At 63.3% G+C, this 25,850-nt stretch carries 29 protein-coding genes and 1 other RNA gene; 13 read left to right on the top strand and 17 right to left on the bottom strand.

The window, feature by feature from the left end; genetic code table 11:
- Positions 1-19 precede the first annotated feature (19 nt).
- Positions 20-859: an LOG family protein gene (locus tag ASD44_RS16320; protein ID WP_156459868.1), complete on the bottom strand. Its 840-nt coding sequence runs from the start codon at positions 857-859 to the stop codon at positions 20-22.
- Between the two features lie 143 nt (positions 860-1,002).
- Between ASD44_RS16320 and dapD the strand changes: the two genes are divergently transcribed.
- Both dapD and ASD44_RS16310 read left to right on the top strand, forming a co-directional pair.
- The gene (gene dapD / locus ASD44_RS16315; protein ID WP_056114295.1) at positions 1,003-1,857 is read left to right on the top strand and encodes a 2,3,4,5-tetrahydropyridine-2,6-dicarboxylate N-succinyltransferase; all 855 of its coding nucleotides are present in this window, start codon (positions 1,003-1,005) and stop codon (positions 1,855-1,857) included.
- 70 nt (positions 1,858-1,927) lie between these two features.
- On the top strand, positions 1,928-2,299 hold the full coding sequence (locus ASD44_RS16310) for a DUF805 domain-containing protein (protein ID WP_244478787.1): 372 nt from the start codon (positions 1,928-1,930) through the stop codon (positions 2,297-2,299).
- On the opposite strand, the gene ASD44_RS16305 is transcribed toward ASD44_RS16310, so the two are convergent.
- Entirely contained in the window at positions 2,296-3,315 is a 1,020-nt protein-coding gene (locus ASD44_RS16305) for a 2-dehydropantoate 2-reductase (protein ID WP_056114288.1), read from the bottom strand. The two genes, ASD44_RS16310 and ASD44_RS16305, sit on opposite strands and share 4 nt — an antisense overlap.
- 127 nt (positions 3,316-3,442) lie before the next feature.
- On the opposite strand from ASD44_RS16305, the gene dapE reads away from it, so the two are divergent.
- Both dapE and ASD44_RS16295 read left to right on the top strand, forming a co-directional pair.
- A complete protein-coding gene (gene dapE, locus ASD44_RS16300; protein WP_056116387.1) occupies positions 3,443-4,645 on the top strand; it encodes a succinyl-diaminopimelate desuccinylase in 1,203 nt (400 codons plus the stop codon).
- A gap of 4 nt (positions 4,646-4,649) precedes the next feature.
- The gene (locus tag ASD44_RS16295; RefSeq protein ID WP_056114284.1) at positions 4,650-5,246 is read left to right on the top strand and encodes a hypothetical protein; all 597 of its coding nucleotides are present in this window, start codon (positions 4,650-4,652) and stop codon (positions 5,244-5,246) included.
- Positions 5,247-5,258: 12 nt separating this feature from the next.
- On the opposite strand, the gene truA is transcribed toward ASD44_RS16295, so the two are convergent.
- The 3 genes from truA to fmt are packed head-to-tail and all read right to left on the bottom strand — an operon-like array spanning position 5,259 to position 7,475.
- Positions 5,259-6,014 carry a tRNA pseudouridine(38-40) synthase TruA gene (gene truA / locus ASD44_RS16290; RefSeq protein WP_056114283.1) on the bottom strand — a complete coding sequence of 252 codons (756 nt, stop codon included), beginning with the start codon at positions 6,012-6,014 and terminating at the stop codon, positions 5,259-5,261.
- A 10-nt stretch (positions 6,015-6,024) separates the two neighbouring features.
- Positions 6,025-6,534: an N-acetyltransferase gene (locus ASD44_RS16285; protein ID WP_056114280.1), complete on the bottom strand. Its 510-nt coding sequence runs from the start codon at positions 6,532-6,534 to the stop codon at positions 6,025-6,027.
- Positions 6,531-7,475, bottom strand: a complete 945-nt coding sequence (fmt, locus tag ASD44_RS16280) for a methionyl-tRNA formyltransferase (RefSeq protein ID WP_056114277.1) — start codon at positions 7,473-7,475, stop codon at positions 6,531-6,533. Before fmt ends, ASD44_RS16285 begins: the two co-directional genes overlap by 4 nt.
- Before the next feature lie 161 nt (positions 7,476-7,636).
- Between fmt and ASD44_RS16275 the strand changes: the two genes are divergently transcribed.
- A complete protein-coding gene (locus ASD44_RS16275) occupies positions 7,637-7,873 on the top strand; it encodes a hypothetical protein (protein WP_156459867.1) in 237 nt (78 codons plus the stop codon).
- Between the two features lie 8 nt (positions 7,874-7,881).
- Here ASD44_RS16275 and def read toward each other — a convergent pair whose 3' ends face one another.
- Positions 7,882-8,412 carry a peptide deformylase gene (def, locus tag ASD44_RS16270; protein ID WP_056114272.1) on the bottom strand — a complete coding sequence of 177 codons (531 nt, stop codon included), beginning with the start codon at positions 8,410-8,412 and terminating at the stop codon, positions 7,882-7,884.
- Between the two features lie 95 nt (positions 8,413-8,507).
- Between def and ASD44_RS16265 the strand changes: the two genes are divergently transcribed.
- Complete coding sequence (locus ASD44_RS16265) at positions 8,508-9,767, top strand: DNA recombination protein RmuC (protein WP_056114269.1); 1,260 nt, start codon at positions 8,508-8,510, stop codon at positions 9,765-9,767.
- Between the two features lie 17 nt (positions 9,768-9,784).
- Here the strand turns inward: ASD44_RS16265 and ASD44_RS16260 are convergent, their stop codons facing one another.
- Positions 9,785-10,189 (bottom strand): GFA family protein, encoded by a 405-nt coding sequence (locus ASD44_RS16260; protein WP_056114266.1) that lies wholly within the window; start codon positions 10,187-10,189, stop codon positions 9,785-9,787.
- A 76-nt stretch (positions 10,190-10,265) separates the two neighbouring features.
- Positions 10,266-11,228 carry a cation diffusion facilitator family transporter gene (locus ASD44_RS16255; protein WP_056116384.1) on the bottom strand — a complete coding sequence of 321 codons (963 nt, stop codon included), beginning with the start codon at positions 11,226-11,228 and terminating at the stop codon, positions 10,266-10,268.
- A 153-nt stretch (positions 11,229-11,381) separates the two neighbouring features.
- On the opposite strand from ASD44_RS16255, the gene ASD44_RS18885 reads away from it, so the two are divergent.
- On the top strand, positions 11,382-11,507 hold the full coding sequence (locus ASD44_RS18885; RefSeq protein WP_156459866.1) for a hypothetical protein: 126 nt from the start codon (positions 11,382-11,384) through the stop codon (positions 11,505-11,507).
- A 140-nt stretch (positions 11,508-11,647) separates the two neighbouring features.
- On the top strand, positions 11,648-11,962 hold the full coding sequence (sugE, locus tag ASD44_RS16250) for a quaternary ammonium compound efflux SMR transporter SugE (RefSeq protein ID WP_056114263.1): 315 nt from the start codon (positions 11,648-11,650) through the stop codon (positions 11,960-11,962).
- A gap of 165 nt (positions 11,963-12,127) precedes the next feature.
- Here the strand turns inward: sugE and ASD44_RS16245 are convergent, their stop codons facing one another.
- Positions 12,128-12,556, bottom strand: a complete 429-nt coding sequence (locus tag ASD44_RS16245; protein WP_056114260.1) for a DUF6481 family protein — start codon at positions 12,554-12,556, stop codon at positions 12,128-12,130.
- A gap of 387 nt (positions 12,557-12,943) precedes the next feature.
- Between ASD44_RS16245 and ASD44_RS16240 the strand changes: the two genes are divergently transcribed.
- Positions 12,944-14,935, top strand: a complete 1,992-nt coding sequence (locus ASD44_RS16240; protein ID WP_244478786.1) for an AI-2E family transporter — start codon at positions 12,944-12,946, stop codon at positions 14,933-14,935.
- A 73-nt stretch (positions 14,936-15,008) separates the two neighbouring features.
- Positions 15,009-16,010 carry an LLM class flavin-dependent oxidoreductase gene (locus ASD44_RS16235; RefSeq protein WP_056114256.1) on the top strand — a complete coding sequence of 334 codons (1,002 nt, stop codon included), beginning with the start codon at positions 15,009-15,011 and terminating at the stop codon, positions 16,008-16,010.
- Between the two features lie 36 nt (positions 16,011-16,046).
- Here ASD44_RS16235 and ASD44_RS16230 read toward each other — a convergent pair whose 3' ends face one another.
- The 6 genes from ASD44_RS16230 to ffs all read right to left on the bottom strand — a co-directional run bounded on the left by ASD44_RS16230 (position 16,047) and on the right by ffs (position 21,643).
- Positions 16,047-17,285, bottom strand: coding sequence for a lytic murein transglycosylase (locus ASD44_RS16230; RefSeq protein WP_056114254.1), 1,239 nt, complete (start codon positions 17,283-17,285; stop codon positions 16,047-16,049).
- A gap of 35 nt (positions 17,286-17,320) precedes the next feature.
- Positions 17,321-17,926, bottom strand: a complete 606-nt coding sequence (recR, locus tag ASD44_RS16225; RefSeq protein WP_056116380.1) for a recombination mediator RecR — start codon at positions 17,924-17,926, stop codon at positions 17,321-17,323.
- Positions 17,927-17,998: 72 nt separating this feature from the next.
- Positions 17,999-18,979, bottom strand: coding sequence for a cell wall hydrolase (locus ASD44_RS16220; RefSeq protein ID WP_056114251.1), 981 nt, complete (start codon positions 18,977-18,979; stop codon positions 17,999-18,001).
- Positions 18,980-19,176: 197 nt separating this feature from the next.
- Positions 19,177-19,500: a YbaB/EbfC family nucleoid-associated protein gene (locus ASD44_RS16215; protein WP_056114246.1), complete on the bottom strand. Its 324-nt coding sequence runs from the start codon at positions 19,498-19,500 to the stop codon at positions 19,177-19,179.
- Positions 19,501-19,528: 28 nt separating this feature from the next.
- Entirely contained in the window at positions 19,529-21,349 is a 1,821-nt protein-coding gene (locus tag ASD44_RS16210; RefSeq protein ID WP_056114244.1) for a DNA polymerase III subunit gamma/tau, read from the bottom strand.
- Between the two features lie 197 nt (positions 21,350-21,546).
- Positions 21,547-21,643: signal recognition particle sRNA small type (gene ffs / locus ASD44_RS18245), an RNA gene on the bottom strand.
- Positions 21,644-21,787: 144 nt separating this feature from the next.
- Here ffs and ASD44_RS16205 point away from each other — a divergent pair.
- Complete coding sequence (locus ASD44_RS16205) at positions 21,788-22,207, top strand: HIT family protein (protein WP_056114241.1); 420 nt, start codon at positions 21,788-21,790, stop codon at positions 22,205-22,207.
- A gap of 36 nt (positions 22,208-22,243) precedes the next feature.
- Positions 22,244-23,182 (top strand): NAD(+) diphosphatase, encoded by a 939-nt coding sequence (gene nudC / locus ASD44_RS16200; RefSeq protein ID WP_056114239.1) that lies wholly within the window; start codon positions 22,244-22,246, stop codon positions 23,180-23,182.
- Between the two features lie 29 nt (positions 23,183-23,211).
- On the opposite strand, the gene ASD44_RS16195 is transcribed toward nudC, so the two are convergent.
- Together ASD44_RS16195 and ASD44_RS16190 are read right to left on the bottom strand one after the other, a co-directional pair.
- Complete coding sequence (locus ASD44_RS16195; RefSeq protein ID WP_056114236.1) at positions 23,212-24,075, bottom strand: prephenate dehydratase; 864 nt, start codon at positions 24,073-24,075, stop codon at positions 23,212-23,214.
- Between the two features lie 14 nt (positions 24,076-24,089).
- Positions 24,090-24,818 (bottom strand): 3-deoxy-manno-octulosonate cytidylyltransferase, encoded by a 729-nt coding sequence (locus ASD44_RS16190; protein ID WP_056114233.1) that lies wholly within the window; start codon positions 24,816-24,818, stop codon positions 24,090-24,092.
- A gap of 191 nt (positions 24,819-25,009) precedes the next feature.
- On the opposite strand from ASD44_RS16190, the gene ASD44_RS16185 reads away from it, so the two are divergent.
- On the top strand, positions 25,010-25,738 hold the full coding sequence (locus ASD44_RS16185; RefSeq protein WP_056116379.1) for a cytochrome c family protein: 729 nt from the start codon (positions 25,010-25,012) through the stop codon (positions 25,736-25,738).
- The last annotated feature ends 112 nt before the right edge of the window (positions 25,739-25,850 follow it).

The following is a 25,850-nucleotide window of genomic DNA, read 5'->3' as shown; positions in this document are numbered from 1 at the left end:
TGCCACAGACAAACGATTTCTAGAGCTTATAGAACCGCCGGATGATGTCCCAGGCCTCGTCGGCAGTGTCGACGAAGTCGATGATGTCCTGGTCGCCCGGGGTAATGGTGCCCTGCTCGGCGAGAAAATCCAGGTTCATGGCCTTCTCCCAGAACGCCTTGCCGAACAACACGATCGGCACCCGCTCCATGCGCCCCGTCTGGATCAACGTCAGCGTTTCGAACAGCTCGTCCATGGTGCCGAAGCCGCCGGGAAACACCGCCACCGCCTTTGCCCGCATGACAAAATGCATCTTGCGGATGGCGAAGTAGTGGAAATTGAAACAGAGTTCGGGCGTCACATAGGCGTTGGGAGCCTGTTCGTGCGGTAGCACGATGTTGAGGCCGATGGAGGGGGCGCCTACATCGTCGGCGCCGCGGTTGCCGGCTTCCATGACGCCCGGACCGCCGCCGGTGACGACGACGAATTCCCGATAGTAGGACGCCGCCGACTGCTGTGAGCAGAGACGGGCGAACTTGCGGGCTTCCTCGTAATATTTGCTGTTCGCTTCGAGGTTCTTCTTCTGCGTCTCGTTCTTGGCCGCCCATGCATCGCCACCGGGTTCGGGGATGCGGGCGCCGCCGAACAGGATGACCGTCGACTGGATGCCCCGCTCGGCCAGGATCATCTCCGGCTTCAGCAGTTCGAGCTGCAGCCGCACCGGCCTCAATTCGCGCCGAGTCATGAAATCCTCGTCGTTCCAGGCGAGGCGATATGTGGCGGCGCGCGTCTGCGGCGTATCCGGCGCGCTCTTTGCCCGCTCCAGATCCTCGTCCGAGTGCGGCAAAGGAGCCCACCCTGTGTTTTCCATCGGATCCATGGCGAAATCCCCAGATACAGTTCTTGCGCGCCGTCCCGTGACGCGGTCGTGATTGACCCTCAACAGGCGTTCAAATAGGGTCCGCGCGACTTGAAAACAGGTTAAGCGCCCGCCCTTAACAGCGCGTATAATGGAGCATTTAGATGTCTAAGCCTGATCTGGCGAGCCTTGAAAAGACAATCGACAAGGCATTCGAGGAACGCGAAGGCATCTCCCCCTCGACGCGCGGCGAAGTACGCGAGGCGATCACGACGTCGCTCGACCTGCTCGACCGTGGCACGGCCCGTGTCGCCCAGCGCGGCGACGACGGCAACTGGCAGGTCAACCAGTGGCTGAAGAAGGCGGTGCTGCTTTCGTTCCGGCTCAACCCGATGGAGATCATCGGCGGCGGCCCCGGCCAGTCGGTGTGGTGGGACAAGGTGGCGTCGAAATTCGACGGCTGGGGCGCAATGGATTTCGAGAAGGCGGGCTTCCGCGCCGTCCCGTCGGTCGTTGTGCGCCGATCAGCCTATATCGCGCCGGGGGCGGTTCTGATGCCGTCCTTTGTCAACGTCGGAGCTCATGTCGGCGCCGGCACCATGGTCGATACATGGGCGACCGTCGGCTCCTGCGCCCAGATCGGCGCCAATGTGCACCTTTCCGGGGGCGTCGGCATTGGCGGCGTGCTGGAGCCACTGCAGGCCGGCCCGACCATCATCGAGGACAATTGCTTCATCGGCGCGCGCTCGGAGGTGGTCGAAGGCTGCATCGTGCGCGAAGGTTCGGTGCTCGGCATGGGCGTGTTCATCGGCCAGTCGACCAAGATCGTGGACCGCGCCACGGGCGAGGTCTTCTACGGCGAGGTTCCGTCCAATTCGGTCGTGGTAGCGGGCACGATGCCCGGCAAGCCGTTGCCGAACGGAGAACCGGGGCCAAACCTTTATTGCGCAGTGATCGTCAAGCGCGTCGATGCCAGGACGCGGTCCAAAACCTCCATCAACGAACTGCTCAGAGATTGATTTTTATCCCGCAGGTTCCCACCTCTGGCGGAAACGCAGTCCCTAACTCTATGCGCTGGATCGAGCGGTCTTGAACTCACAATCGAAAATGCCGTGGCTTTTCTTCAAGCTGACGGGCCGGATAAGCCGTGTCCCGTACATACTGGCGTTCCTGCTTTTTTCGGTGGTGATGTCGTTCCCGCTTTACCAGTATCTGCGGGTGCCGGAAGAAAGCTCGGAGGCGCAGCTCTGGTCGAAGTTCTTTCTGGTTTCGGCCGCGGTTTTCTTCTGGGTACACATCGCCACAAGCGTGAAACGCCTGCATGATCTGGGCCGACCGGGCTTCTTCGTCATCGGCCTTTTCATCCCGGTTATTTCGCTGATCGCCTTCCTGGCGCTGTGCCTGATGCCAGGACAGGCCGGAGCGAACCAGTACGGCCAGCAGCCGGACGTCCCGGCCTAGGCATCCGGCACAATGTGCTCGGGCGGCAGGCCCGGCGAGCCGCGCCGGGCTGTCTCGGCCGCGTGAACTAGCGCGATGATGCGATTGGACAAAGGCGTCGCCACATTCGTCCCGTGCGCGAGAGCGACGATGGCGCCCTGCAATTCGTCGATCTCCGTCAAGCGTCCGCGTTGCAGATCATCCCACATGGAGGAGCGCGCCTGCGGATCGATCTCCAGCATGCGCCGCGCCAGACGCGTGTAGATCCAGTCGGGAAGCCGCAGGATCGTCGGCAGCAGCGAAGGCGGCGCGCCGACCCCGCCTGCCGGGCGGATACCCGCCGCCTTCAGGACCGCAAGCCCTTCGGCGATCTGCGTGGCGAGCACGCGCCGCCAGCGCCGGTCAGACAGTTCTGTTGCAAGCGGAAGGTCGGATAGCGCCACCAGCGCATTGTTGAGATTGAGCAGCAGCTTGCCCCACGCCACCGCCTTCATGTCGGCATGGGTTTTCACCATACAGCCTTCCACTGAAAGCAGTTCCGCCAGACCCGCCATGCCTTCGCCAATCAACACCGTGCCTTCGGTGGCGCGGTGGAAACGCAAAGGCGGTCCTTCGAACCGGACGACATTGAACGGCACCATGCCGGGCAGGAACCGGCGGTCGCCGGCATGGGACCGCAAGACGTCGATATTGCCGACGCCGTTCTGAAGGCTGACGACGACGGCATTCTTTCTTGCGTGTTCGGCAATGAGGGCGGCCATCCCTGCGGTCGCCCCGCTTTTCACCGTCACGAGAATCACGTCGGCGGCAGCGAACGCAACCGCCGGGTCTCCCGTTACCATGGCTTGCGCCGCGGCGAGGTGTCGATCCCTGCCGTCAAGGTCCGTCACCTGGAAGCCGTGGTTCCGGATGCCGGCGGCGACGCCGGGCCGCGCCAGCAAGGTTACCGTCCTGCCGCCCAGCGCCAAACAGCCGCCGACATAACAGCCGATGTTGCCTGCGCCGGCTATGGCAATTGAGGCGTTTTTATCCAGCATCCTGTCGCAGAGCTCAGCACGATATAATCTGCACCATATTGCCGGCTGGCCAGATCGCGAAACCATAAAAAGCGTCGCGTCATCGTTGCTCGTGACAGGCAATCCGCTTTCGACTATCGCTTTGCGCATGACGCTGCCGACCGATCCCGCATCCAATCTCGCCGCCCTGATCCGCTGTGCCTCCGTGACGCCCGAGGAAGGCGGGGCGCTGACCGCGCTGGCGGCGATGCTTGAACCGCTCGGCTTTGCAATCGACCGCCCGGTGTTTTCGGAAGACGGCACGCCCGATATCGAGAACCTCTACGCACGGCGTTCCGGCAACGGCCCGCATCTGATGTTCGCGGGCCATACCGATGTCGTGCCTGTCGGCGACCCGGCGGCGTGGACGCATCCACCCTTCTCCGCAGCCATTGCCAATGGCGAGATGTACGGACGCGGCGCGGTGGACATGAAGGGCGGCATCGCCTGCTTCATCGCGGCGGTGGCACGCCATGTCGAAAAGCACGGCGGACCGAAGGGCTCCGTTTCATTGCTCATCACGGGCGACGAGGAAGGCCCTGCCATCAACGGCACGGTAAAACTGCTGGAGTGGGCTGCCGCGAAAGGCGAGAAATGGGATGCGGCACTGGTCGGCGAGCCGACCAATCCGAATGCGCTTGGCGACATGATCAAGATCGGTCGGCGCGGGTCGATCTCCGGTCTCGTAACAGTCAATGGCCGGCAGGGGCACGCCGCCTATCCGCAGCTAGCCGACAACCCAGTGCGCGGGCTGCTGACGCTGGTGGACGCCCTGCTCGATCCCGTATTCGATGCAGGAACCGTGGATTTCCAGCCGAGCAATCTGGAGGTGACGTCGGTCGATGTCGGCAATCCGGCGACCAACGTCATCCCGGCCAGAGCGACCGCCGCCTTCAACATCCGCTTCAACGACACATGGACGCCTGAGACGCTGCAGGCGGAGATCCACAACCGGCTGGACAAGGCAAGCCGGCGCAAGAAGTACCGGCAGGGCCGAAATGAGCCGATCGACTACGAACTCACGTGGAAAGACAGGCCGAGCCAGGTTTTTCTCACCCGCGACGACCGGCTGGTCGCGGCACTCGGACGGTCGGTCGCGGCGGTTGTCGGCCGCGAACCAGCCCTTTCCACCTCCGGCGGCACATCGGATGCGCGTTTCATCAAGGATTACTGCCCGGTGGTCGAGTTCGGCCTCGTCGGCAAGACCATGCATATGGTGGACGAGCGCGTTCCGGTCTCGGAACTGGAGACGCTGACGCGGATCTATCTGCGTTTCATCGAGGACTGGTTCGGCCACATGGTGGACCCGTAAATCGATGCTTTCCGCCGATGAAACCCACGCTTCGCTGAACGGCGCCTGGCGGCTGATGCTGGGCAAGGCCGATGGCCTGCGGCTGCTCGACCTTTCGGTCGATGGTTTCTGGAATTCCTTCTTCGCGATTCTGGTCGCTGCGCCGGCGCTGATCGTCGGCTGGGTCGGCATCGCCAATGAGATCGGAGACCCGGAAGCGTTTTCCAGCCGCTTCAGTCTCGTCATGCGCCTCGCTACGATCGACCTCGGCGCCTGGATCCTGCCGCTGGTCGCCTTCGCAGCAATCGCTCCCAGGACCGGCATCGGTAACCGCTTCGTCCACTACGTCGTGGCGTCCAACTGGGCTTCGGCCATCATCGCCTGGATGATGCTGCCAGCGGCGCTTATCCGGCTTTTCCTGCCCTCGACGAACCAGTTCGCGGTTCTGGTGTCGCTTGTCCTGCTCCTGGTCTCGATGGCGCTGACCTGGCGCATGACCACCGCGACGATCGGCAAGGGACCGGCAGTCGGTACCGCCGTGTTCACCGGCATGTTCGTGACGTCGCTTGCCGTGCTTTTCCTGCTGCAAGCCTTGCTGGGCATTAACGCGCCGGCGAACTAGCACAGCCCGATTCTAGCCTTCGTCAGGATAGTCTACCTTGACGAGGAATAGGCCGTCGGGCGGAGCGACTTGCCCACAGGCAGCGCGGTCCCGGGCTTCCAGCGCCGCCTTCAGATCGTTCGCCGACCAGCCGCCGTCGCCTACTCGCTTCAGCGAGCCGACCATCGAGCGAACCTGATTGTGCAGGAACGAGCGGGCGGAGGCGCGGATATCGATCGCGTCGCCATCGCGAACCACGTCCAGCCGCTCAAGGGTGCGCAGCGGGCTGTTCGCCTGGCATTGGGTGGAGCGGAAGGTGGTGAAGTCGTGCCTGCCGAGCAGCACCTTCGCCGCCTCGTCCATGGCGGCGGCGTCGAGCCGCTTGGGAACCCACCAGACCTTGCCGCGGTCCAGTGCAGGCGGCGCTCTTCGGTTGGAGATGCGGTAGAGATAATGCCGGCCCGTGGCGGAAAACCGCGCGTCGAAATCGTCCGGGACGGCAGCAACTTTCAAGACTGTCACACGCTCGCCGGCCTGCTGGAGATGTGCGTTGACCGCGTCGCGTACCTTGTCGGTCGACCACGCCTTCGCCAGGTCCAGGTGAGCCACCTGTCCGGCAGCGTGAACGCCCGCGTCGGTGCGGCCGGCGGCGCGCAACGTGATCGCCTCGCCGCAGAACCTTTCCAACGCCTGCTCGATTGCCGCCTGCACCGTGTGATGGTCGGCCTGCCGCTGCCAGCCGGCATAGGGGCCGCCATCATATTCGATGTCGAGGCGAAAGCGCGGCATCAGGCTCCGATCAGGCGGCCAGCGCCGAACCGAAGGCCGAAGGATAAACCAGCAGGCCGGCTTCCGGCGCATCGCCCCAGGCCAGTGCCTGCAAAGCTTCGCCCTGATAGACGCTTTCAAACCTTGCCGCGCGATAATGCGTATAGCCAAAGCGGCCGTAATAGGCAGGATCGCCCAGAACCACAGACAGCGTCTCGCCAGCCTGCTTGAGACGGATATGGCCCTCGCTGATCAAAGCGCCGCCAATGCCGGTGCCGTGGAACGAAGGTTCCACCGCCAGCGGCGCCAGCGCCACGGCAGGCACCTTCCCGCCGACCGTCTGGACGAACAGCCGCGAAAACAGGATGTGGCCGACCACCTGACCTTCTTCGACGGCAACCAGTTCGACCACCGCATCGCCTTCGCCGATCAGCGCATCGACAAGGCCGGCTTCGGCGGCCTGGCCGAATGCATGTTCCTCGACCTGACGTATGGCATCGCGGTCGCCCGGCGTCGCCGCGCGTATCGACATCATGCTCATGACAGTTTCATTCCTTCTTCGATCTTCGCGCCATGCAAAAACTGTAGCGCGCTGACGGGCTTTCCGCCCGCCCGTTGGAGTTCGACCAGCCTGACCGCGCCCGCTCCGCACGCAATCGTCAGCCGGTCGTCGAGAATTCCTCCCGGTTCGCCGGACCGGTCCTCGGCCTGTGCCGGCAAGGTCGACCGCAGCAGTTTCAGCCGCTCCACCCGGCCGCCGATTTCCGCCTCGCACCACGCCCCTGGAAAAGGGGAAAGGCCACGGATGCGGTTGTGTACTTCGCTCGCCGGAAGCGTCCAGTCTATCCGAGCTTCAGCCTTATCTATCTTGGACGCGTAGGTCACCCCTTCAGCCGACTGCGGCGTATAGACCAGCCTGTCCTCTTCGAGCAACTCGAGCGCCCGCATCATCAGCGATGCACTCATCGCCACCAGCCGGTCATGCAGGTCGCCGGCGGTCATGTCGGGTTCGATTGCGGTTTTTTCAAGCAGCGCGACGGGACCGGTATCCAGCCCCCGCTCCATCTTCATGATCATCATACCGGTTTCGTGATCGCCAGCCATGATGGCGCGCTGGATGGGCGCCGCGCCGCGCCAGCGCGGCAACAATGAGGCGTGACCGTTGAGGCAGCCCAGACGCGGCGCCTCCAGCACGGGTTTCGGCAGCAGCAGGCCATAGGCGACGACGACGGCGACGTCGGCTCCGAGCGCGCGGAACGCTTCCTGCTCGGCTTCGCCCTTCAAGGAGACCGGCGTGCGAACCTCAAGGCCGAGGCTCTCAGCCTCGCGTTGCACCGGCGAGGGCACTTCCTCCAGCCCGCGCCGGCCGCCGGCACGCGGCGGCTGTGTATAGACGGCGGCGATCTCGTGCCCGGCCTGCGCCAGAGCACGCAGCGTCGGCACCGAGAAATCCGGCGTTCCCATGAAGACGACGCGAAGCATGCAGCCGTTCCGTTCCAAGACGGCTCGTTCAACGGGTTTCCGCACGCAACGTCAAGGCTTCGCCATGCTGGCGAGAACTGGCAGGAACGAAGAGGGCGACTTATCCACCCCAATCCCCACGCGCTTAGCCTCGGACATCAGACAAATTTCGAGAGAGTGCGATGACACACCGCGTATCTGGGACTCCCCTTGCTTCCGCGCTTGCGGAAGTGGAAGCATGTGAAACACAATATCAGGACGGCAAGCCGCAGCAGACACGCCGCAAGACTCTGGCGCTGAGGGTACGGCCGCTCGGCCTCTGGATCATCGTCGCGCTGTCGCTGGCGCCCGGCGTCTGGTCGTTGATCGGCGGCCTGGTGCGGGCGGGCCTCGCCTGGCTGGTGGCAGGCCTGGTGTGAGGTCGGGCCTACCCCACCAGCCGGCCTGGAGCCTTGTCCTTGGCCAGCTTCTTGAACTTCTTCACGACCATGTCGCGCTTCAGCTTGGAGATGTGGTCGATGAAGAGAACGCCGTTGAGGTGGTCGATCTCGTGCTGCAGGCAGGTCGCCATCAGGCCCTCGGCGAGCATTTCCTGCTCCTTGCCGTCGCGGTCGAGATATTTCACCCGCACCGAAGCCGGGCGCTCGACTTCAGCATAATAATCCGGGATCGACAGACAGCCCTCCTCATAGACCGAGCGCTGCTCGCCGTTTTCGAGAATTTCCGGGTTGATGACAACATGCGGAGCCGGCTCCTCGTCCTCCTTGGCGAGATCGATCACCAGCATCCGCAGCGGTTCGCCGATCTGGATCGCGGCAAGACCAATGCCCGGAGCATCGTACATCGTGGCCAGCATGTCATCGGCCAGCTTGCGCAGCGGCGCATCGACGCGCTCGATGGGCTTGGACACCAGGCGCAGAATGGGGTCAGGAAGAATGATGAGCGGCTTGATCGGCATGATGCTCACCTAAGACGTTGCACGAAAAGCGTCAACTGGAACGCACGTTCCCGTTTTGATCTGTTAGCCGATCGCGAATCATCTATGCTGCGGCGATGAACGAATTCGACAGCATTCTTTCGGAACCGATCGTGCGGCTTGGCGCGAGCGTGTTCACACTCGGCCAGTTGCTGGGTTTTCTGGTCATCCTGCTTGTTGTCCTCATGGTGGCGCTTGTCGTTGCGTTGTGGCGCTCCGCCAAGGCGCGCGCCGTGGCCGCGGCGGAAGCCGCCGACATTGCCCGCGACGCCGAGGCCCGGATGGCCGGCATCCTTCAGTCGCAGGCCGAGATGCAGGGGCGCATGGGCGCCATCGCCGAAGTTTTCGGCGCGCGGCAGGCCGAACTGACGCAATCCATCGGCCAACGCCTCGATGCCATGACCGGCCGGCTCGGCCAGACCATGACCGAGCAGACGAAGTCGACGCATGAAAGCCTGGCCAAACTGCAGGAACGGCTGGCCGTCATCGACACCGCGCAAGGCAACATCCAGTCGCTGGCCGGGCAGGTCGTGCAATTGCAGGCGATCCTGTCGAACAAGCAGACGCGCGGCGCTTTCGGGCAATCGCGCATGGAGGCCATCGTCGCGGACGGGCTGCCGATGGGCGCTTACGAGTTCCAGGCGACGCTTTCGAACGGCAGCCGCCCCGATTGCCTGGTGAAGATGCCGAACGGCACCGCTTCGCTCGTCATCGATGCGAAGTTCCCGCTGGAGGCATGGAACGCCATTCGCGCCGCCGAGAGCCCTGAATTGCAGAAGGTGGCGTCGCAGGCGTTCCGGCGCGATATCGAAGTCCACATCCGTGACATCGCCGAGAAATACCTGCTCCGGGGCGAAACGCAGGATACGGCGTTCATGTTCGTGCCGTCGGAATCGGTGTTCGCCGAAATCCACGAGAATTTCGAGGCGCTGGTGCAGCGCGCCCACCGCGCCCGCGTCGTCATCGTCTCACCATCGCTGCTGATGCTGTCGATCCAGGTGGTGCAGGCGATCCTGAAGGACGCCCGCATGCGCGAGCAGGCGCATCTGATCCAGCATGAGGTCATCCGGCTGATGGACGATGTCGGCCGGCTGGACGACCGTGTGCGCAAGCTGCAAAGCCATTTCGGCCAGGCATCCAAGGACATCGACGAAATCCTCGTGTCTTCTTCGAAGGTGACCAAGCGCGGGCAGAAGATCGAAGCGATGGAGTTCGCCACGCAGACAGCGGACAGCGCCGATGCGTTAGACGAAAAAAAACCGCAGGCGGAGCCCGCCAAGCGGGTGGATTCGAAAACCGGGCAGTTGCGCCTGCGTGTCGTCGAAGACGGCGAGTAAAGTCCGCCGGCCCGCGGCTACTGTTTTTCAGTCGCCGGCATGTCCTCGAATTCCGGCAGCCAGTGGAGCGCCGAGCGGTGCCACTTCTGCGTTCTCGGCACGAGCTTGTCACGCTGTTTGGCCGTACCAACCCGGATACCGTAAATTTTCGGTCCGTCGCCGACCGAGGTGGCGTAGAGGTGCGAACCGCATTCCGGACAGAAAGCCTGCGCCCGCTTGGCGCCACTCTCACCAAGCTTGATATAAACCTTCGGCGTGCCCTTGGTGACCTCGTATTTGTCTTCCGGGGCCAGCACTGTCACGCGGAAAGCGGTGCCGGTGAGTTGCTGGCAATCGGTGCAGTGGCAGATCGAGGTCTTGTCGGGATCCACCTCGGCTTCGTAAGTGATCGCGCCGCAATGGCAGCCGCCGTCAATTCTCATCCCAGCTCTCCTCTCGGTCCGGGCATTGGCGACGGTCCCCAGACAAGACCCCTCGCCATACCCGCAGGTGGACGATTTAACCACTCGGCGGCGATGCGTCCACAATCGGCTTGCGCCGCCGCTCCCAGGTGCCTGTGGTCTGCGGCTTGACGAACAGATTTGTGATTTCCGGCATCTCCCGCCGCAGCTCTTCCTCCAGCCGCTCGACGCACGCCTCGATCTCCGGCGCGGTCAGATGGTCTTCGAATTCGATACTGAGACCGGCGACGATCTCGGTCGGCCCGATATGGACGGTCAGGACGCCGTTGGCACGCTGCACGGCGGGATCATTCTGGACGATGTCCATCACTTTGGCCTGCACCTCCGGCGATGCCGGCTCGCCCATCAACAGACCCTTGCTTTCGCGCGCAAGGAAGATGGCCGTCGTGGCGAGGATGGCCGCGATGCCAATCGAGGCGACGCCATCGAGTTCCGGAATATCGAAGATGTCGGCTGCCAGTATGCCGGCGAAAGCGATCAGCAGGCCGAGCAAGGCCGCGCTGTCTTCGAACAGCACCGTAAAGACGCTGGGGTCCTTGCTCAGCCGCACGGCTTCGAACCAGCCGAGCTTGCCCTTGGTAAGGCGGAATTCCCTAAGGGCCACCCACCAGGAGCTGCCTTCGAAAAGCATCGACAAGGCAAGAACGATATAGTTGACGCTGGGGTTCTCCACAGGCTCCGGCGCCATGATGTGGATGACGCCTTCATAGAAGGAGACGCCGGCGCCGAGGGCGAAGACCAGCAGCGCGACGATGAAGCTCCAGAAATAAAGCTCGCGGCCATGGCCGAGGGGATGGGTTTTGTCGGGCGGACGCGCGGCGCGGTGCAATCCATAGAGAAGCAGCCCGCCATTCCCGGTATCGACCAGCGAATGGACGCCTTCCGATAACATCGCGGAACTGCCGGTGAAGAAGGCGGCGACGAACTTGGTCACCGCGATCAGCAGATTGCCGGCCAGCGCTGCGTAGATGACTTTCTTCGATCCGCCGTGCGCCGCCATGCCTGCTTCCATTGCTCTGTCAGCGGAAGATAGCGTTTCAACCGCCAAAGCCCAGACCCTTTCACCGTGAGGCCTGAGCCATCTGCGAGCATCCCTTGCAGTCGGGCAGGACTCTTGCTTCACTCCGCTCGTAACAATTTGGAGGAACGAATCATGGCCAAAGGTGCGATGAAGGCGGGCAAGGAAGCCCGCAAACCGAAAAAGGATGCCAAGAAGCCGGCAGCCGCCGCGGCCCCGAAAGCGCCGCCGGTGAAGGCGATGCGCATCAAGGAAAAATAGACGGCGGAAGGCTGCACCGGCGGCGCGAGCCGCCGGTGATCCGGTTGAAAGACTGCCGACAAATTCATATATTCCCGAGGCGAGGACGACCTCGCCATTGAAACCCGGCTGGACGGCCCGCCAACGAAACGGAGCACGTCATGTCGTGGATTTTTCTGTTCTTTGCCGGGCTGTTCGAAATCGGTTGGGCCATAGGGCTCAAATACACCGATGGCTTTTCCAAGCCGCTGCCTACTCTTCTCACCATCGCCTCGATGATCGTCAGCCTTGGCCTGCTCGGCCTGGCGCTGAAGACGCTTCCGGTCGGGACCGCTTACGCCGTGTGGACCGGCATCGGCACGGTCGGCACCGCCATGCTCGGCATCTGGTTGCTGGGAGAACCCGCCACCGTGACAAGGCTGGCCTGCATCGGGTTGATCGTCGCCGGGATCGTCGGTCTCAAGCTCGCCGCCTGAATCGTGACAGAGCACGTCACGTCAAAACGGATTCAACCGACGCATTTCAGTCATGTCGTTTTCCCAAAACCGCTGCCCACCTTTGGGCGACATGCATAAGGCAACGGCATAAGCAGGCCGCCCTCGCGGGCAGCCTGCTTCAAAAAATTCAGCCGATTCTTGAAGCTAGCGCGCCGAGAAGCCGGGAGGAGCGCGACCGCTACGCGATTTGCGCGCTGCATAGCGCGCATCGCGCTTGGCCTTGCGTTCCGCTTCGTCAGCCAGAAGGCGAGCGATCCGCTCGTTTTCCTCGGCTTCGCGAATCTTGGCGTCGGCGGCAGCCTGGATCTCGGCTTCGAGCCGAGCGGCTTCTTCGGCGGCTTCGCGGGCCGCCTTTTCGGCAGCCTCACGGGCCAGCCGCTCCTGCTTCTGCTTCAGCTTTTCAGCTTCACGGAGCGCGCGGGCCTCCAGGATCGCCTTGCGTTCCGCCCGCTTTGCCAACACCGCCGGGTCATCTGCCGCCGGCTTCGCCTTGAAGCGCTCCAAGAGCGCCTTTCTTGCTTCGTCTGCAGCATTGCGCCGCTCGGAGAAGTCTTTTTCCCTGTAGATAGCCAAATCTGTTTCCCTGAACTCAATTCGCGTCGCTTACATACGCGCGCGAGCCGAGAGTTCAAGCGCCAAAACGGAATGGCAGCCATGAAATTCATAGCTGTTGCCGTGGCGAAACAGGTTCGGCGCCAGGGTTGGCCTGTCCAGGGCGGCGCGGCCGGCATCGCACTGGAACCTCGTCTGCTGGCCTGCGTTTCTGCCCGGACCGCTGATGTCTTGAGTGCCGACGCGGCTGTTACTGTTCCGTATTGACCGCCGCGAGCGGGCAAGAGGGCGAATAAGGGTTCTTTTCAGGACAAACCGCGAAGCTGACCGACGAATGTGACTTCCCTCCCGACGAAAACCGTGCGCGCATGGTGCAGTCCGGGCGATGCCCACCAGGAGGGGCGAAAGGTGGCGACGAATACCGAAATTCCACAGATGACCGCCCCACTAGCCGATGGCGGAGCGGCGCGGCATACGCGGCTGTCGCTGCCGCCGGTCGTCACCATCATCGGCGTGACGGCGATCCTTTACCTCGCCAAGGATGTCCTGCTCCCCTTTGCCATTGCACTTCTCCTCACCTTTGCGCTCGCGCCCATCGTGTCGAGACTGCGGAAGTGGTCGGTGCCGAAAGTAGTGGCCGTCATCCTGACGGTCATGATCACTTTCCTGGTCATTGCGGCGTTTGCCTTCCTTGTGGCCACGCAGGTTTCGAACCTTGCCCAGAACATACCGACCTACCAGGCCAATATCGTCGAAAAGGTCCGCTCCCTCAAAGAGATGGGCGCAGGCGGCGGCCTTATCGAGCGGCTCACCTACATGGTCGAAAGGGTAGGCAAGGAACTGCAGGCCGGCACGCAGCAGTCCACGACCATTCCAGGCCCGCAACCGCTGCCGGTCGAAATCATCTACCGTGAAAGCCCGCTCGACATCCTGCGGAACATCGTCGTGCCGCTGATCAGTCCGTTCGCCACTGCGGGCCTGATCGTGGTCGTGGTCATTTTCATGTTGCTTGAGCGGGAAGGATTGCGTGACCGCTTCATCCGGCTTGCCGGCTATGGCGACCTGCACAAGACGACCGAGGCCCTTCAGGACGCCGGGAAGAGGGTCGGACGCTATCTTCTGATGCAGCTCCTGATCAACACGATCTATGCGGTGCCGATCGCGCTCGGCCTATGGCTGCTGAATATTCCCAACGCCATGCTCTGGGGCCTGCTCACACTGGTTCTGCGCTTCGTGCCCTATATCGGTCCGGCGATCGGCATGATCCTGCCGATGCTTCTTACCGTCGCGGTATCGCCAGGGTGGGCGCCGCTTTTGTGGACGGTGGGCCTCTTCATCGCCATGGAACTCATCTCCAACAACGTGCTTGAGCCATGGCTCTACGGCTCGCAGACCGGCCTTTCCCCGCTTGCCATCATCATCGCCGCCATCTTCTGGGCATGGCTCTGGGGGCCGCTTGGGCTGGTGCTGTCGACACCGCTGACCGTTTGCCTGGTGGTTCTGGGGCGGCATGTTTCGCAGTTCGAATTCCTCGATGTGCTGCTTGGTGACGAGCCGGTTCTGGAACCGCATGCCCGCGTCTACCAGAGGCTGCTGGCCGGCGACCCCTATGAGGCTGCCGATTATGCCGAGGACTTCCTGGAGGACGAATATCTCGTCTCTTTCTACGACAAGGTAGGACTGCCGGCGCTGGCGTTGGCGGAACTGGACCGCCAGCGCGGCGTCATGACCGACGAGCAGCGGATACGCTTTGCCTCGGCGGCCCAGACACTGGTGCAGGAACTAAGCGAAACCGCAGACGAGGAAGAAGAAGAAAACGGCGACAATGGCGACGATGCCAAGACGGAAAAGGACGAGGACGATACACCCGACGAAACCTTGCCGGATGGCGAGGGACGCACGCTGCTGTGCATCGGCGGACGCGGCGAAATCGACGACGCAGCAGCAGAGATGGTCGTCCAGGTGCTCGAGGTTCAGGGGGCGACGGCAGCGGCCGCTTCATACGAAGCGATCGAACCTGACCGGTTCAAGGATCTCGCCGTGAAGGAAGTCGACACCGTGATCCTGATCTACCTCAACGCAGCATCCCTAGCCCAGGCGCGGCATACGGTGAGGCGGCTGAAGCGGCGCGATTCCAAGCTGAGGGTCGGACTGCTCGTACCGATGGCGACGGACGACGACAGCCGCGCAAGCGCGATAACCGAGGAAAAAACCAATGCCGATTTCGTCGTTTCGAGCATTGCTGAGGCCGTTCGCATCGCTTTTGCCGACAATGCAGCCAAGCCGCTGAAGAATTTGCCGAAGCGGCGCCCGCAACGCCGTGTGGCGCCCTCGAAGCCGACTTCGCCGAAAACAGCGCCGCCCAGGGCGAGCCGCGCCAAGACGAAGACTGCCGCCTGAGGATTGGACTTTCGGCCGCTTGCAGAACGGGTCTCCGGCCTCCATATCCAGCGGATCCCGGAGACCCGTTGCCATGGCCGAACTGTCCGTCCTCGATCTTGCCCCCGTGCCGGAGGGTGGCGACGCAGCGCAATCGCTGGCCAATTCGCTCGATCTCGCACGCCATGCCGAACGGCTCGGTTACAAGCGCTACTGGCTGGCCGAGCATCACAATATGGTTGGCATCGCCAGCGCGGCCACGGCCGTCGTCATCGGCCATGTCGCCGGCGGCACCAAGACCATCCGCGTCGGTGCCGGCGGCATCATGCTGCCGAACCATTCGCCGCTGGTCATCGCCGAGCAATTCGGCACGCTGGCGGCATTGTTTCCAGGCCGTATCGACCTCGGCCTCGGGCGGGCGCCGGGAACCGACATGCTCACGGCCAGGGCGCTGCGCCGCAATCTCGAGGCCAGCGTCGATACCTTTCCGCAGGACGTGATCGAGCTGATGAATTACTTCCGCCCGGCGGAGGAAGGGCAGCGCGTGCGCGCCGTGCCCGGCGAAGGCCAGAATGTTCCGGTGTGGATACTGGGTTCGAGCCTCTACGGCGCCCAGCTCGCCGCCATGCTTGGCCTGCCCTACGCTTTCGCCTCGCATTTTGCACCAGCGGAACTGGACAATGCGCTGGAGGTCTACCGCTCGCGCTTCCAGCCGTCCGAACATCTCGAAAAGCCTCATGTGATGCTCGGCATCAATGTCATCGCAGCACCCACGGACGCGGAGGCGAAACTGCATTTCACCTCGCTGCAGCAGGCCTTCGTCAATCTACGCAGCGGCAGGCCGGGCAAGCTGCCGGCGCCGGTAGAGGGTTACGAGACGCAACTCGACCCGCAGGCGCGCGCCATGCTTGGCCATGCGCTGTCGCAAGCCGTGGTCGGCTCGCCGGATACGGTGCGGCGCGGCATCGAGGCCTTCGTCGAGCGCACCGGGGCCGACGAGCTGATGGTAACGGCGCAGATCTTCGACCACGCCGCGCGGGTGCGGTCGTTCGAGCTTCTGGCGGAGGTTCAAAGAGAGCTGTCGCAGGCGGCGTAGTTCCTTTCCCGCGCCCCGTAAACGGGACGAAGAAAATCAATTCACCGCCTTCACCAGTTCCGCATCGGGAAAACAGGTCGCGGCGCGGCCGTTCTTCGCCTGCCAATCGCCGATCGAGCGGCGGGGCTTGAAGCCGGGCAGCCCGTCGGCGCCGCCGACATCATAGCCCTTCGCCTGCAAAGCCCGCTGCAGGGCCGCCACATCGGAGCGATGGAGTCCGCCGACAGCTCCCCACGCAGCCGAAAACTTCCTGTCGCCATGGGCGATCCTGTCGGCGCCGTGGCCGATGAACAGCGCATAGAGATCGCTCATATTGTATTCCTTGAGCACGTAGAAATTCTGCGTGACGAGGAAGGCCGGCCCGTCGCGTCCCGCGGGCATCATCAGGAAACCCTCGGCTTTCGCCTCCCGGGCCGGGAACGGCTTGCCGCCGACGCGCGTCACGCCCATCGAAGCCCATTGCGCAATCGGCTTGCCGCGGTCCGGCCCTTCCAGCGCGCAGGAAAGGCTGTCCGGCACGGTCACCTCAAAACCCCAGTCGCGGCCAGAGGCCCAGCCGTAGTGGACAAGATAGTTGGCGATGGAGCCGAGCGTATCGGGGACAGAATTCCAGATATCGACCGCGCCATCGCCATCGAAGTCCACGGCGTGCTTGAGAAACGAAGTCGGCATGAATTGAGGCTGGCCGAGCGCGCCGGCCCAGGACGACCGCATGGCTCCGGCCGGCGCCAGGCCACGCTGGACGATCTCCAGCGCCGCCAGCAATTCGGTTCGGAACATGTCCTTGCGGGTCGACAGGAAAGCCTTGGTGCCCAGCACCTCGAAAGCGTCGTAAGGCATTTTCGCCGCGCCGAAGCCGGACTCGCGGCCCCAGATGGCGAGCACCACCTCGCCCGGCACGCCATAGCGCTTTTCGACGGCGGCTAGTGTTTTGGCATACTTGCCGGAGCGGGCGCGGCCGCCGCTCGTCAACGCCCCGATGACCTTTTCGGCGAAATAATTGCCCGGCGAGCCGAATTCGGCCTGCCGCTGCTGTTTCGGCGTCTTGGGCTTTTCGCCTGGCAGGACGAGATCGGGAAGCTTGAGATTGGGCTTGATGCCGTCGAAGGCGGCATCGAAGGTCGTTTGCGAAATACCTTTTGCCTTGGCCTCCGGCCAGAGATCGGCTTGCAGCCACGTCTGGAACTGATCGTCGATTTTGGCGGCGGAGGCCGGGAAAACAAAGATAGCCGCCAGAATGGCAGCGAAGATTGCGGCCGTTTGGGAGCGCAGCATCCTGCATCGCTCCCTCGTCGATCTCGGCGGCCACATCAGAACGCCGTCCGCGATTTCAGCGCCGCCGCCAGCGTGCCTTCGTCCAGATAGTCCAGCTCGCCGCCGACCGGCACGCCGTGCGCCAGCCGTGTCACCTTGATGTCGAAGCCAGCAAGCTGGTCGGTGAGGTAGTGCGCGGTAGTCTGGCCCTCGACCGTGGCGTTGACGGCGATGATCAACTCGCGCACCGCCCCGCCGGCGACGCGATCGACCAGCGCCTTGATGTTCAGCTGGTCCGGACCGATGCCGTCCAGCGGCGACAGCGTACCGCCGAGGACATGGTAGCGCACATTCATCGCCACGGCGCGTTCCAGCGCCCACAGGTCGGCGACATCCTCGACGACGATCAGCGTGGCGTCGTCGCGTCGCGGATCCGTGCAGACCAGGCAGGGATCGGCTGTATCGACATTTCCGCAAACGGAGCAGATGCGCACTTTCTCGACAGCTTCGCCCATGGCGTCGGCCAGCGGTTGCAGAAGCTGCTCCTTCTTCTTGATGAGATGGAGGGCAGCGCGGCGCGCCGAACGGGGTCCCAGCCCCGGCACCTTGGCCAGAAGCTGGATCAGGCGCTCGATCTCGGGGCCGGCGATTCGCTTGGACATGCGATTCGTATAGAGCGAATGCGCCAAGCCGAACAGATGTCTGGGCGGCAGGAGGCGTCCGCGAATTGTCCGCTATTCGTCGAAAGGACGCCCTTCCTTGACGATCAACGCGCCGATGGCGCTGGTGTCGTCGGGAGTGGACTCGAACCCCATGACCGGCTGCGCCTCGTTCGCCGAAGCGGATGCGGTCATGAAGGGCGTGCTCTGCGGCGCGGCCGAAGCGCCACCGAAACGGGCCGCGTCAGGCTGGCGGTCGTAGGCGATCCTGGCCTGTCTTGCCTCCCCGAACGGCTTGGCTTCAGGCAGGGGGGCAGCGGCGGCCGAGGCGACGAGAGTCGGTTTTTCAACAGCAGATGCAGCGCCGGCAGGGGCAGCGGCAAAGGATGCGGCCGTGGTTGTCGCAGTCGGCTCGGCGGAGGCAACCATAAGGGCCGGCGTCTGGACACCCGGCACGCCATCAGCTGCGGGCGCAGTCGTCGGGCCGGCAAATGCAAACGCCGTTCCGGTATCCGGCGGCAGTGGCTGCCATTTGCGGCCGCGCTTTTCGTAAAAAGCGTTGCCGCCGGCCACGGTGATGTAATGCATGTTCTTGTAAGGGAACTTCAGGCCAGCCGTATGGAAGTGCATGGCGTTGTTCAGCTTTGGCGCGCGCTCGCCCTTGAGAACGGCCTCAGCCGCCTCCTGAACGTCAGGCATCGCCTTGGAATTCATCTGGCGGGTCATCACACCGGGCGCGAACTGCCGCTTTTGTCCAACTACGCCGCAGATAGAATCGCTGTACTGGCCGGACCTGAGACGGTTCATCACCACCGTTCCGACCGCCACCATGCCATCACGGCTGGAGCGATTGGACTCGAAGAACATTGCGCGTTCAAGGCATTCCTTGTCACGGGACGTGTACCGGTAGGGCCGCGCACGGGAAGACGGCTTGAGGGAGTCAGTCAGATTGGCGACGGACATGCCGTGGGAAGAAGTCTGGCTGCAACCGGCCAGAAGGAGCGGAGATAATGCGATGCCGAGTACAAGCGGCACCTTCCATCGCGCGGCAGTCAATGGCCTAGCCTCATTATTTTGCTGCCGCCTTGTCCCCAGGTCACGGCCAGAATGAGAATCTTTCCGGCAAAAAGATGGCCAAATGCTTACGAACGCAAGTGAACCGTTCCGCACAAGACTCTATGACTGATCAACAATCCGCCCTACTCGGCAACATAGCGTGATAGAGGCGAAACAAAGGCCGGTCCTTCTAAGCCTCAAAAAGGCAGCTTCATGCCGGGCGGCATCGGCAGACCGGCGGTCAGCGCCTTGGTCTTTTCCTGCATCACCTGTTCGACCTTTGTCTTGGCGTCGTTGTGGGCTGCAAGGATCAAATCCTCCAGCACCTCGATATCGTCCTCCTTGAAAAGCGACGGGTCGATCTTGAGCGTCTTCATCTCGAACTTGCCTGTCAGCGTAACGTTGACGAGACCGCCGCCGGCCTGGCCGCTTGCCTCCAGTCCTGAGATTTCGTCCTGCATGGCCTGAAACTTGGCCTGCATTTCCTTCGCCTTGCCCATCAGGCCGAGAAGATCCTTCATCGTGCGGTCCTTTGCGGTTGATGATCGCTTAGTTTTGATCGTCGTCTTCGACGGGAGGGTCCGTCGGCGAGATATCGGCGTCAACGTCGATGTCCGGCGCATCCGGAATACGCACGTCGATGATTTTGGCGCCGGGGAAACGTGCGAGAATTGCGGCGACGGCGGGGTCGCTGCGCGCATCGACAAAGGCGTTCTCACGCTTCGCCGATTCCATCTCGGCCAGCGTCTGCCCGCCCTCGTCCTTCGACAGCGAAACCAGCCAGTTGCGGCCGGTCCAGGCACGCAGCTTGGCGGTCAGGTCGTTCAGCAGCATCTTCGGCGCGTCGGCGGTCAGGCTGACATCGATGCGGCCGGGCTCGATGCGCACCGGTCGCACGCAGCGCTTCAAAAGCACCTTGAAGGTCATGTCGCGATGGGTGTCGGCGAGTGCGGCGATATCCGCCAGCGTCTTGACCGATACCGCAGGCGGCGCTTCCGTAACGGCTTCTGGTGGCGGCGCAAACATTGCCGGTTCGGGGGTGCTTTCCACCAGCCGCATGGTCTGCGCGCCGCCGCCCGTCGTGGGCATACGCGCATGCGAAACCGCGCCCGCGGATGCTCCGCCGTTCGCGCCGCCATTTCCGGGAGCGGCGGAGGCGCCATTGGACCGGGGAGCAGCGGGAACCGCATCGCCAGCTTCGAACGATTTCAGCGCCTCATCGAGCGTCGGCAGATCAGCGGCGTGGGCAAGCCGGATCAGCACCATTTCCGCCGCGCTCATCGGCCGGTTCGAGCTCTGCACTTCCGGAATGCCCTTCAGGAGCATCTGCCAGGTGCGCGACAGAATGCGGACGGACAGGCTGGCGGCGAATTCGGCGCCGCGGCTGCGTTCATCCTGCGACAACGAAGCATCGTCGCTGGCGCTCGGCACGAAACGCAGACGGGTGACGAGATGGTTGAACTCCGCCAGATCGGTCAGCACCGCGGCCGGATCGGCGCCGGTCTCGTACTGGGCGCGCAATTCGCCAAGCGCGGCGGCCACGTCGCCTTTCATCACATGCTCGAACAGGTCAACGATGCGGGCGCGGTCGGCAAGGCCGAGCATAGCCTGTACCGCGATGGCATCCACCTTGCCGCCGCCATGGGCGATGGCCTGGTCGAAAATGGAAAGCGAATCGCGGGCCGATCCCTCGGCGGCGCGGGCGATCATCGCCAGAGCGGCCGGGTCAACATCAATGCCCTCCTGGCTGGCGATCGAAGTCAGATGCCCGACAAGAGCGCCGGCGTCGATACGGCGCAGGTCGAAGCGCTGGCAACGCGACAGCACCGTGATCGGCACCTTGCGGATTTCGGTGGTGGCGAAGATGAACTTGACGTGCGGCGGCGGCTCTTCCAGCGTTTTCAGCAGGCCATTGAAGGCCTGCGTCGAAAGCATATGCACCTCGTCAATGATGTAGACCTTGTAGCGCGCCGAAACCGGCGCGTAGCGCACCCGTTCGATGATGTCGCGGATGTCGTCGATGCCGGTGTGGGAGGCGGCGTCCATCTCGATCACGTCGACATGGCGGCCTTCCATGATCGCCTGGCAATGTTCGCCGAGCACGGCCAAATCGACCGATGGCTCATTCTTGTCCGAAGTCTTGTAGTTGAGAGCCCGAGCGAGAATACGCGCGGTCGTTGTCTTGCCGACGCCACGCACGCCCGTCAGCATCCAGGCTTGGGCGATGCGGCCGGTGGCGAAGGCGTTGGTCAGCGTGCGAACCATCGGCTCCTGGCCGATCAATTCGGAAAAATTCGACGGCCGGTACTTTCGCGCCAGAACGCGATAGGCGCCGCCCTTGTCCTTGCCTGACTGTCCGGCTTCGCTCATCGGTCTCGATAATTTCCTCGTCGGACCGCGGCAGGGCGGTCAGTCCCGTCAACATTGACGCGCCGGGGCGGCCATCGTCAACCTTGCGCGAACCGTTTGGGAGCCATTTCACGATCGGAGGCATCCCGGCCCGCAAACGGCGCGATGCCGATCCGCGTCGAATATCCGCGGCACGCCTTGCACAAGCGGTTCTTGAGGTGGGAGGCTGGAACAATGACCCGTTCCGGGCTCGTTAGGGCTGCTTCCTTCCGGACCTGACCCGGTTGGCGAGTGGATCGTCCACCACCAACCTCCCGCTGTCCATATCGGCAATTCGTCAGCGAAATGCAAGGGCGTCGCGGCGATTGCAGCTATTCACGAAAGCGGCCCATGATTCGCTTGCAGCGGACAGTACGGCGCAATAGCCTTCGCCGACAACGGGATTCAGGGGAAACGCCAATGCTGCCGGGCCTCAAGGCCGGATTTACGCTCGACGCCCGGCTGGAAGCCAGCAGCGAGCAGGTGATGTGGCTCGGCCTGTGCGAGCTGCGGCTGATGAACGACAGCCGCTGGCCGTGGCTGCTGCTGATCCCGCAGCGGCCGGGCATCGAGGAAATCCACGACCTCACCCCGCTCGATCAAGCCATGCTGACCTTCGAGGTCAATATGGTTGCGGAAGCGCTGAAAAAGGCCACAGGCTGCACCAAGATCAACTCGGGCGCGCTGGGCAATATCGTGCGGCAGTTGCATATCCACGTCATCGCACGCAATGAGGGCGACGCCGGCTGGCCCGGACCGGTCTGGAGCCACGGGGTGCGCGAGCCCTACACCGGAAACGACCTGCACCGGTTTGCCCAAACGATCCGCGCGGCGTTATAGAGCGACTGTATCCGAACGATCGCTTGAGTCCCGTCCATGCCATTCAGCCTTTTTGACGCGCCCTTGCGCGAGCCGAGTCAGTTCGTCGGCTTTGCCGGCAACACGATAGACCGTCAATCCGAAAATCGCACCGACGACTGCGTGGAAAAGGCTCTGACCGACCCGCGCGCGCGGCTGCTCGTCCTGCGCGACGGCAGGCTGCACCTGAAGGCCGGAGAGACCTTCATGCCGTGGTTAACGCCGGCGGAAAGCCGCACACTGATGCCGGTGGTGGACGACGCGATCCTGCTCGGCATGTCGGAAGAAGGTCCGGTGCTTGCGGTGCCCGCGACCATCGATCCGGAGCAATTGCCGCAGGACATCAAGGCCATCGACCACCGCTCCATTCTCTTGCAGGGCCTGATCGACCAGGAAGCCCTCGGCGCGCTGGCGCAGGCGGCGGCGCTGCTGGCCTGGAATTCGACCCATCGCTTCTGCAGTCGCTGCGGCGCGGCCTCGGACATGCGCGCCGGCGGCTATCGGCGGCACTGCCCGGCCTGCGGCGCCGACCACTTTCCGCGCACCGATCCGGTGGTGATCATGCTGACGGCGACGAAAGACAAATGCCTGCTCGGCCGCAGCCGCCACTTCGCGCCGGGCATGTATTCAACACTTGCCGGCTTCGTCGAGCCGGGAGAGACAATCGAGAATGCGGTGCGTCGGGAAACCTTCGAGGAGGCTGGCATCCGGCTTGGCCGCGTCGTCTATCATGCGAGCCAGCCTTGGCCCTTCCCCTATTCGCTGATGATCGGCTGCTTCGGCGAGCCCATCAACGACGAGATCAGGACCGACCTGACCGAACTGGAAGATTGCCGCTGGTTCGGCCGCGATGAGGTACGGCTGATGATGGCGCGGGCGCATCCGGATAATCTGTCGACGCCGCAGAAGGGTGCGATCGCGCACCATCTGATCCTGGCGTGGCTGGACAACGAGTAGCCGAACCGGCCGACTCGCCGACACAGAGATCAGTCGGGCGCATTCCATTCGTCGCGCGAGGCGCTGGCCGGGTAGACGCCCAGAATGCGCACCTCCTTGGAGAAGAAGCGCAGTTCATCCAGCGCCAGCTTGACGTTGGCATCGTCGGGATGGCCTTCGATGTCGGCATAGAACAGCGTCGCGGTGAAGGCGCCGAGCTGGTAACTTTCCAGCTTGGTCATGTTGATGCCGTTGGTGGCGAAGCCGCCCATGGCCTTGTAGAGCGCCGCCGGCACGTTGCGGACGCGGAAGATGAAGGTGGTCATCATCTTGGTGCCTGCGGACGGACGGTCGGCCCATTGCTTGTTCTTCGTCAGCACGACGAAGCGGGTGACGTTGCTGTCGGTGTCCTCGACATTCTCCTCGATGATGTCGAGGCCGTAGAGTTTGGCTGCCAGCGCCGGGGCTAGCGCTGCCATGGTGCGGTCCTTTTCCTCGGAAACGAACTTCGCCGCGCCGGCGGTGTCGCCGGCCACGACCGCCTTCCAGCCATTCTTGCGGACGTATTTTCTGCATTGGCCAAGCGCGTGGATGTGGCTGTGGACGGTCTTGATCTCACTGCGCTTCACACCCGGCAGGACCATAAGCTGGAAATGGATCGGCAGGAAATACTCGCCGATGATGTTGAGCTTCGATTCCGGCAGGAGATGATGGATGTCGGCGACGCGCCCGGCGATAGTGTTTTCGATCGGGATCATCGCCAGATCGGCCTTGCCGGTCTCAACCGCGTTGAAAGCATCCTCGAAGGTGGGGCATGGCAACGGCTCCATCGCCGGGAACATATTGCGGCTGGCGGTGTCAGAGTTCGCGCCGGGCTCGCCCTGGAAGGATATTCTGTTGGTCTTTTCGGGCATGTTCGTAGCTCGGTTCAGCGTGAAAGGATCTGGCGCGCCCGTTCGAGATCCTCGGGCGTGTCGACGCCAAGGGGAACGGACTGGACGATTTCGGCATCGATACGCATACCGGCCTCGAGCGCGCGCAACTGCTCCAGCCGCTCGCGGCGTTCGAGCGGCGAAGGCTTGAGGCCGACGAAACGTTCCAGCGCGGCGCGGCGATAGGCGTAGAGGCCGATGTGGTGATAGAGCGGCCCATCGCCCCAGGGCGCGGTGGCGCGGGTGAAGTAGAGCGCCCTCAAGCGTGTTCCCGACAGAGGTGATCCGACGATCTTGACCACATTGGGGTTGGTCTTCTCCTCGTCGCGGACAATCTCGACACCGAGCGTGGCGATATCCACCGAGGCCTGGTCGAGAGGCCGCAGCGCCGCACCGATGATGCCCGGCTCTATCGTCGGCAAATCGCCCTGCACATTGACCACGACGTCCACCTCGCCGCCGCCCTGCAGCATCGAAAGCGCCTCGTGAATGCGATCCGACCCCGATTCGTGGTCGGCGCGGGTCATGACCGCCTCGAAACCATGCGCCCGAACGGCTTCGGCGACGCTTTCCGTATCGGTCGCCACGACCACCCGGCCGACACCGCTTTCGACGGCGCGGCTGGCCACATGCACGATCATCGGCTTGCCGGCGATGTCTGCCAGCGGCTTGCCCGGCAGGCGGCTGGAGGCCATGCGGGCCGGGATCAGGACGAGAGTGGACATCGGGCTCTGCGGCAGATGAAAAGGATTGCGAAAAAAGTGGCAAAAGGTCTCACTGGAAGCGCCCTTATAGGTGTTGCAACGCCAGAGCAAAAGACCTAGTTTCCGCCCGATTTGACCGCCTTCCCAAGGTGTGTCGCCATACCGACGGACGGATGGACGAAACGGTCCGCCGGAAAAGGGAGTTGGGGTGCATGGACTCGTTCGAACTTAACAAGGTGATCGGCGGACTTCTCGGAACCGTTTTCGTGGTGTTCTCGGTCGGCCTCGTGTCCGATGCGCTGTTTGCCTCGCCCGCGCCCGAAAAACCCGGCTTCGCCATCGAGGCGGTCGAGCCCGAGGCTGGCGCAGCAGGCCCGGCAGAAGCCGCCAAGCCGATCGCGGAACTGCTCGCCACCGCCAATGCGGAAGCCGGCGCCACCGTCTTCAAGAAATGCCAGGCCTGCCATTCCGGCGAGAAGGGCGGCCCGAACAAGGTCGGTCCGGACCTGTGGGACATCGTCGACCGTCCCGTCGCCCATCATGAGGGCTTTGCTTATTCGTCCGGCATGAAGGAATTCGCCAAGGGTGGCGAGGAACATTGGACCTACGACAACCTCAACCATTTCCTCACCTCGCCCAAAAATTTCGTCAAGGGTACGGCCATGGGCTTTGCCGGCCTGAAGAAGGACGACGAGCGCGCCAACGTCATCGCCTATCTGCGCACGCTGTCCGACAGCCCGAAGCCTTTGCCTGAAGCTGCGGCGCCAGCTGCCGATGCCAAGCCGGCCGAGGGCGGCGCGGCACCTGCCGAGGCCAAACCCACCGAGGGCGCCGCGCCAACGGAAAAGCCTTCCGAAGGTACAGCGCCAGCCGATGCCAAACCTGCGGACGGAGCGTCACCGGCGGAAAAGCCCGCCGAGGGCGCCGCTCCCGCCAAATGACGAAATTGTAATCGCCATATCCATGAAAAAGCCGGGTTCGCCCCGGCTTTTTTGTTATGAAACGGGCGAACCGCCGTCAGAAAGCGCGCCGAGGCGGTTTCTTGTGGCGGTT

Origin of the sequence: Mesorhizobium sp. Root554, assembly GCF_001427025.1 — a bacterium.
Taxonomy (GTDB): domain Bacteria; phylum Pseudomonadota; class Alphaproteobacteria; order Rhizobiales; family Rhizobiaceae; genus Mesorhizobium.
The sequence above is the reverse complement of the archived record's forward strand: the minus strand, read 5'-3'. Positions and strand labels throughout refer to the sequence as shown.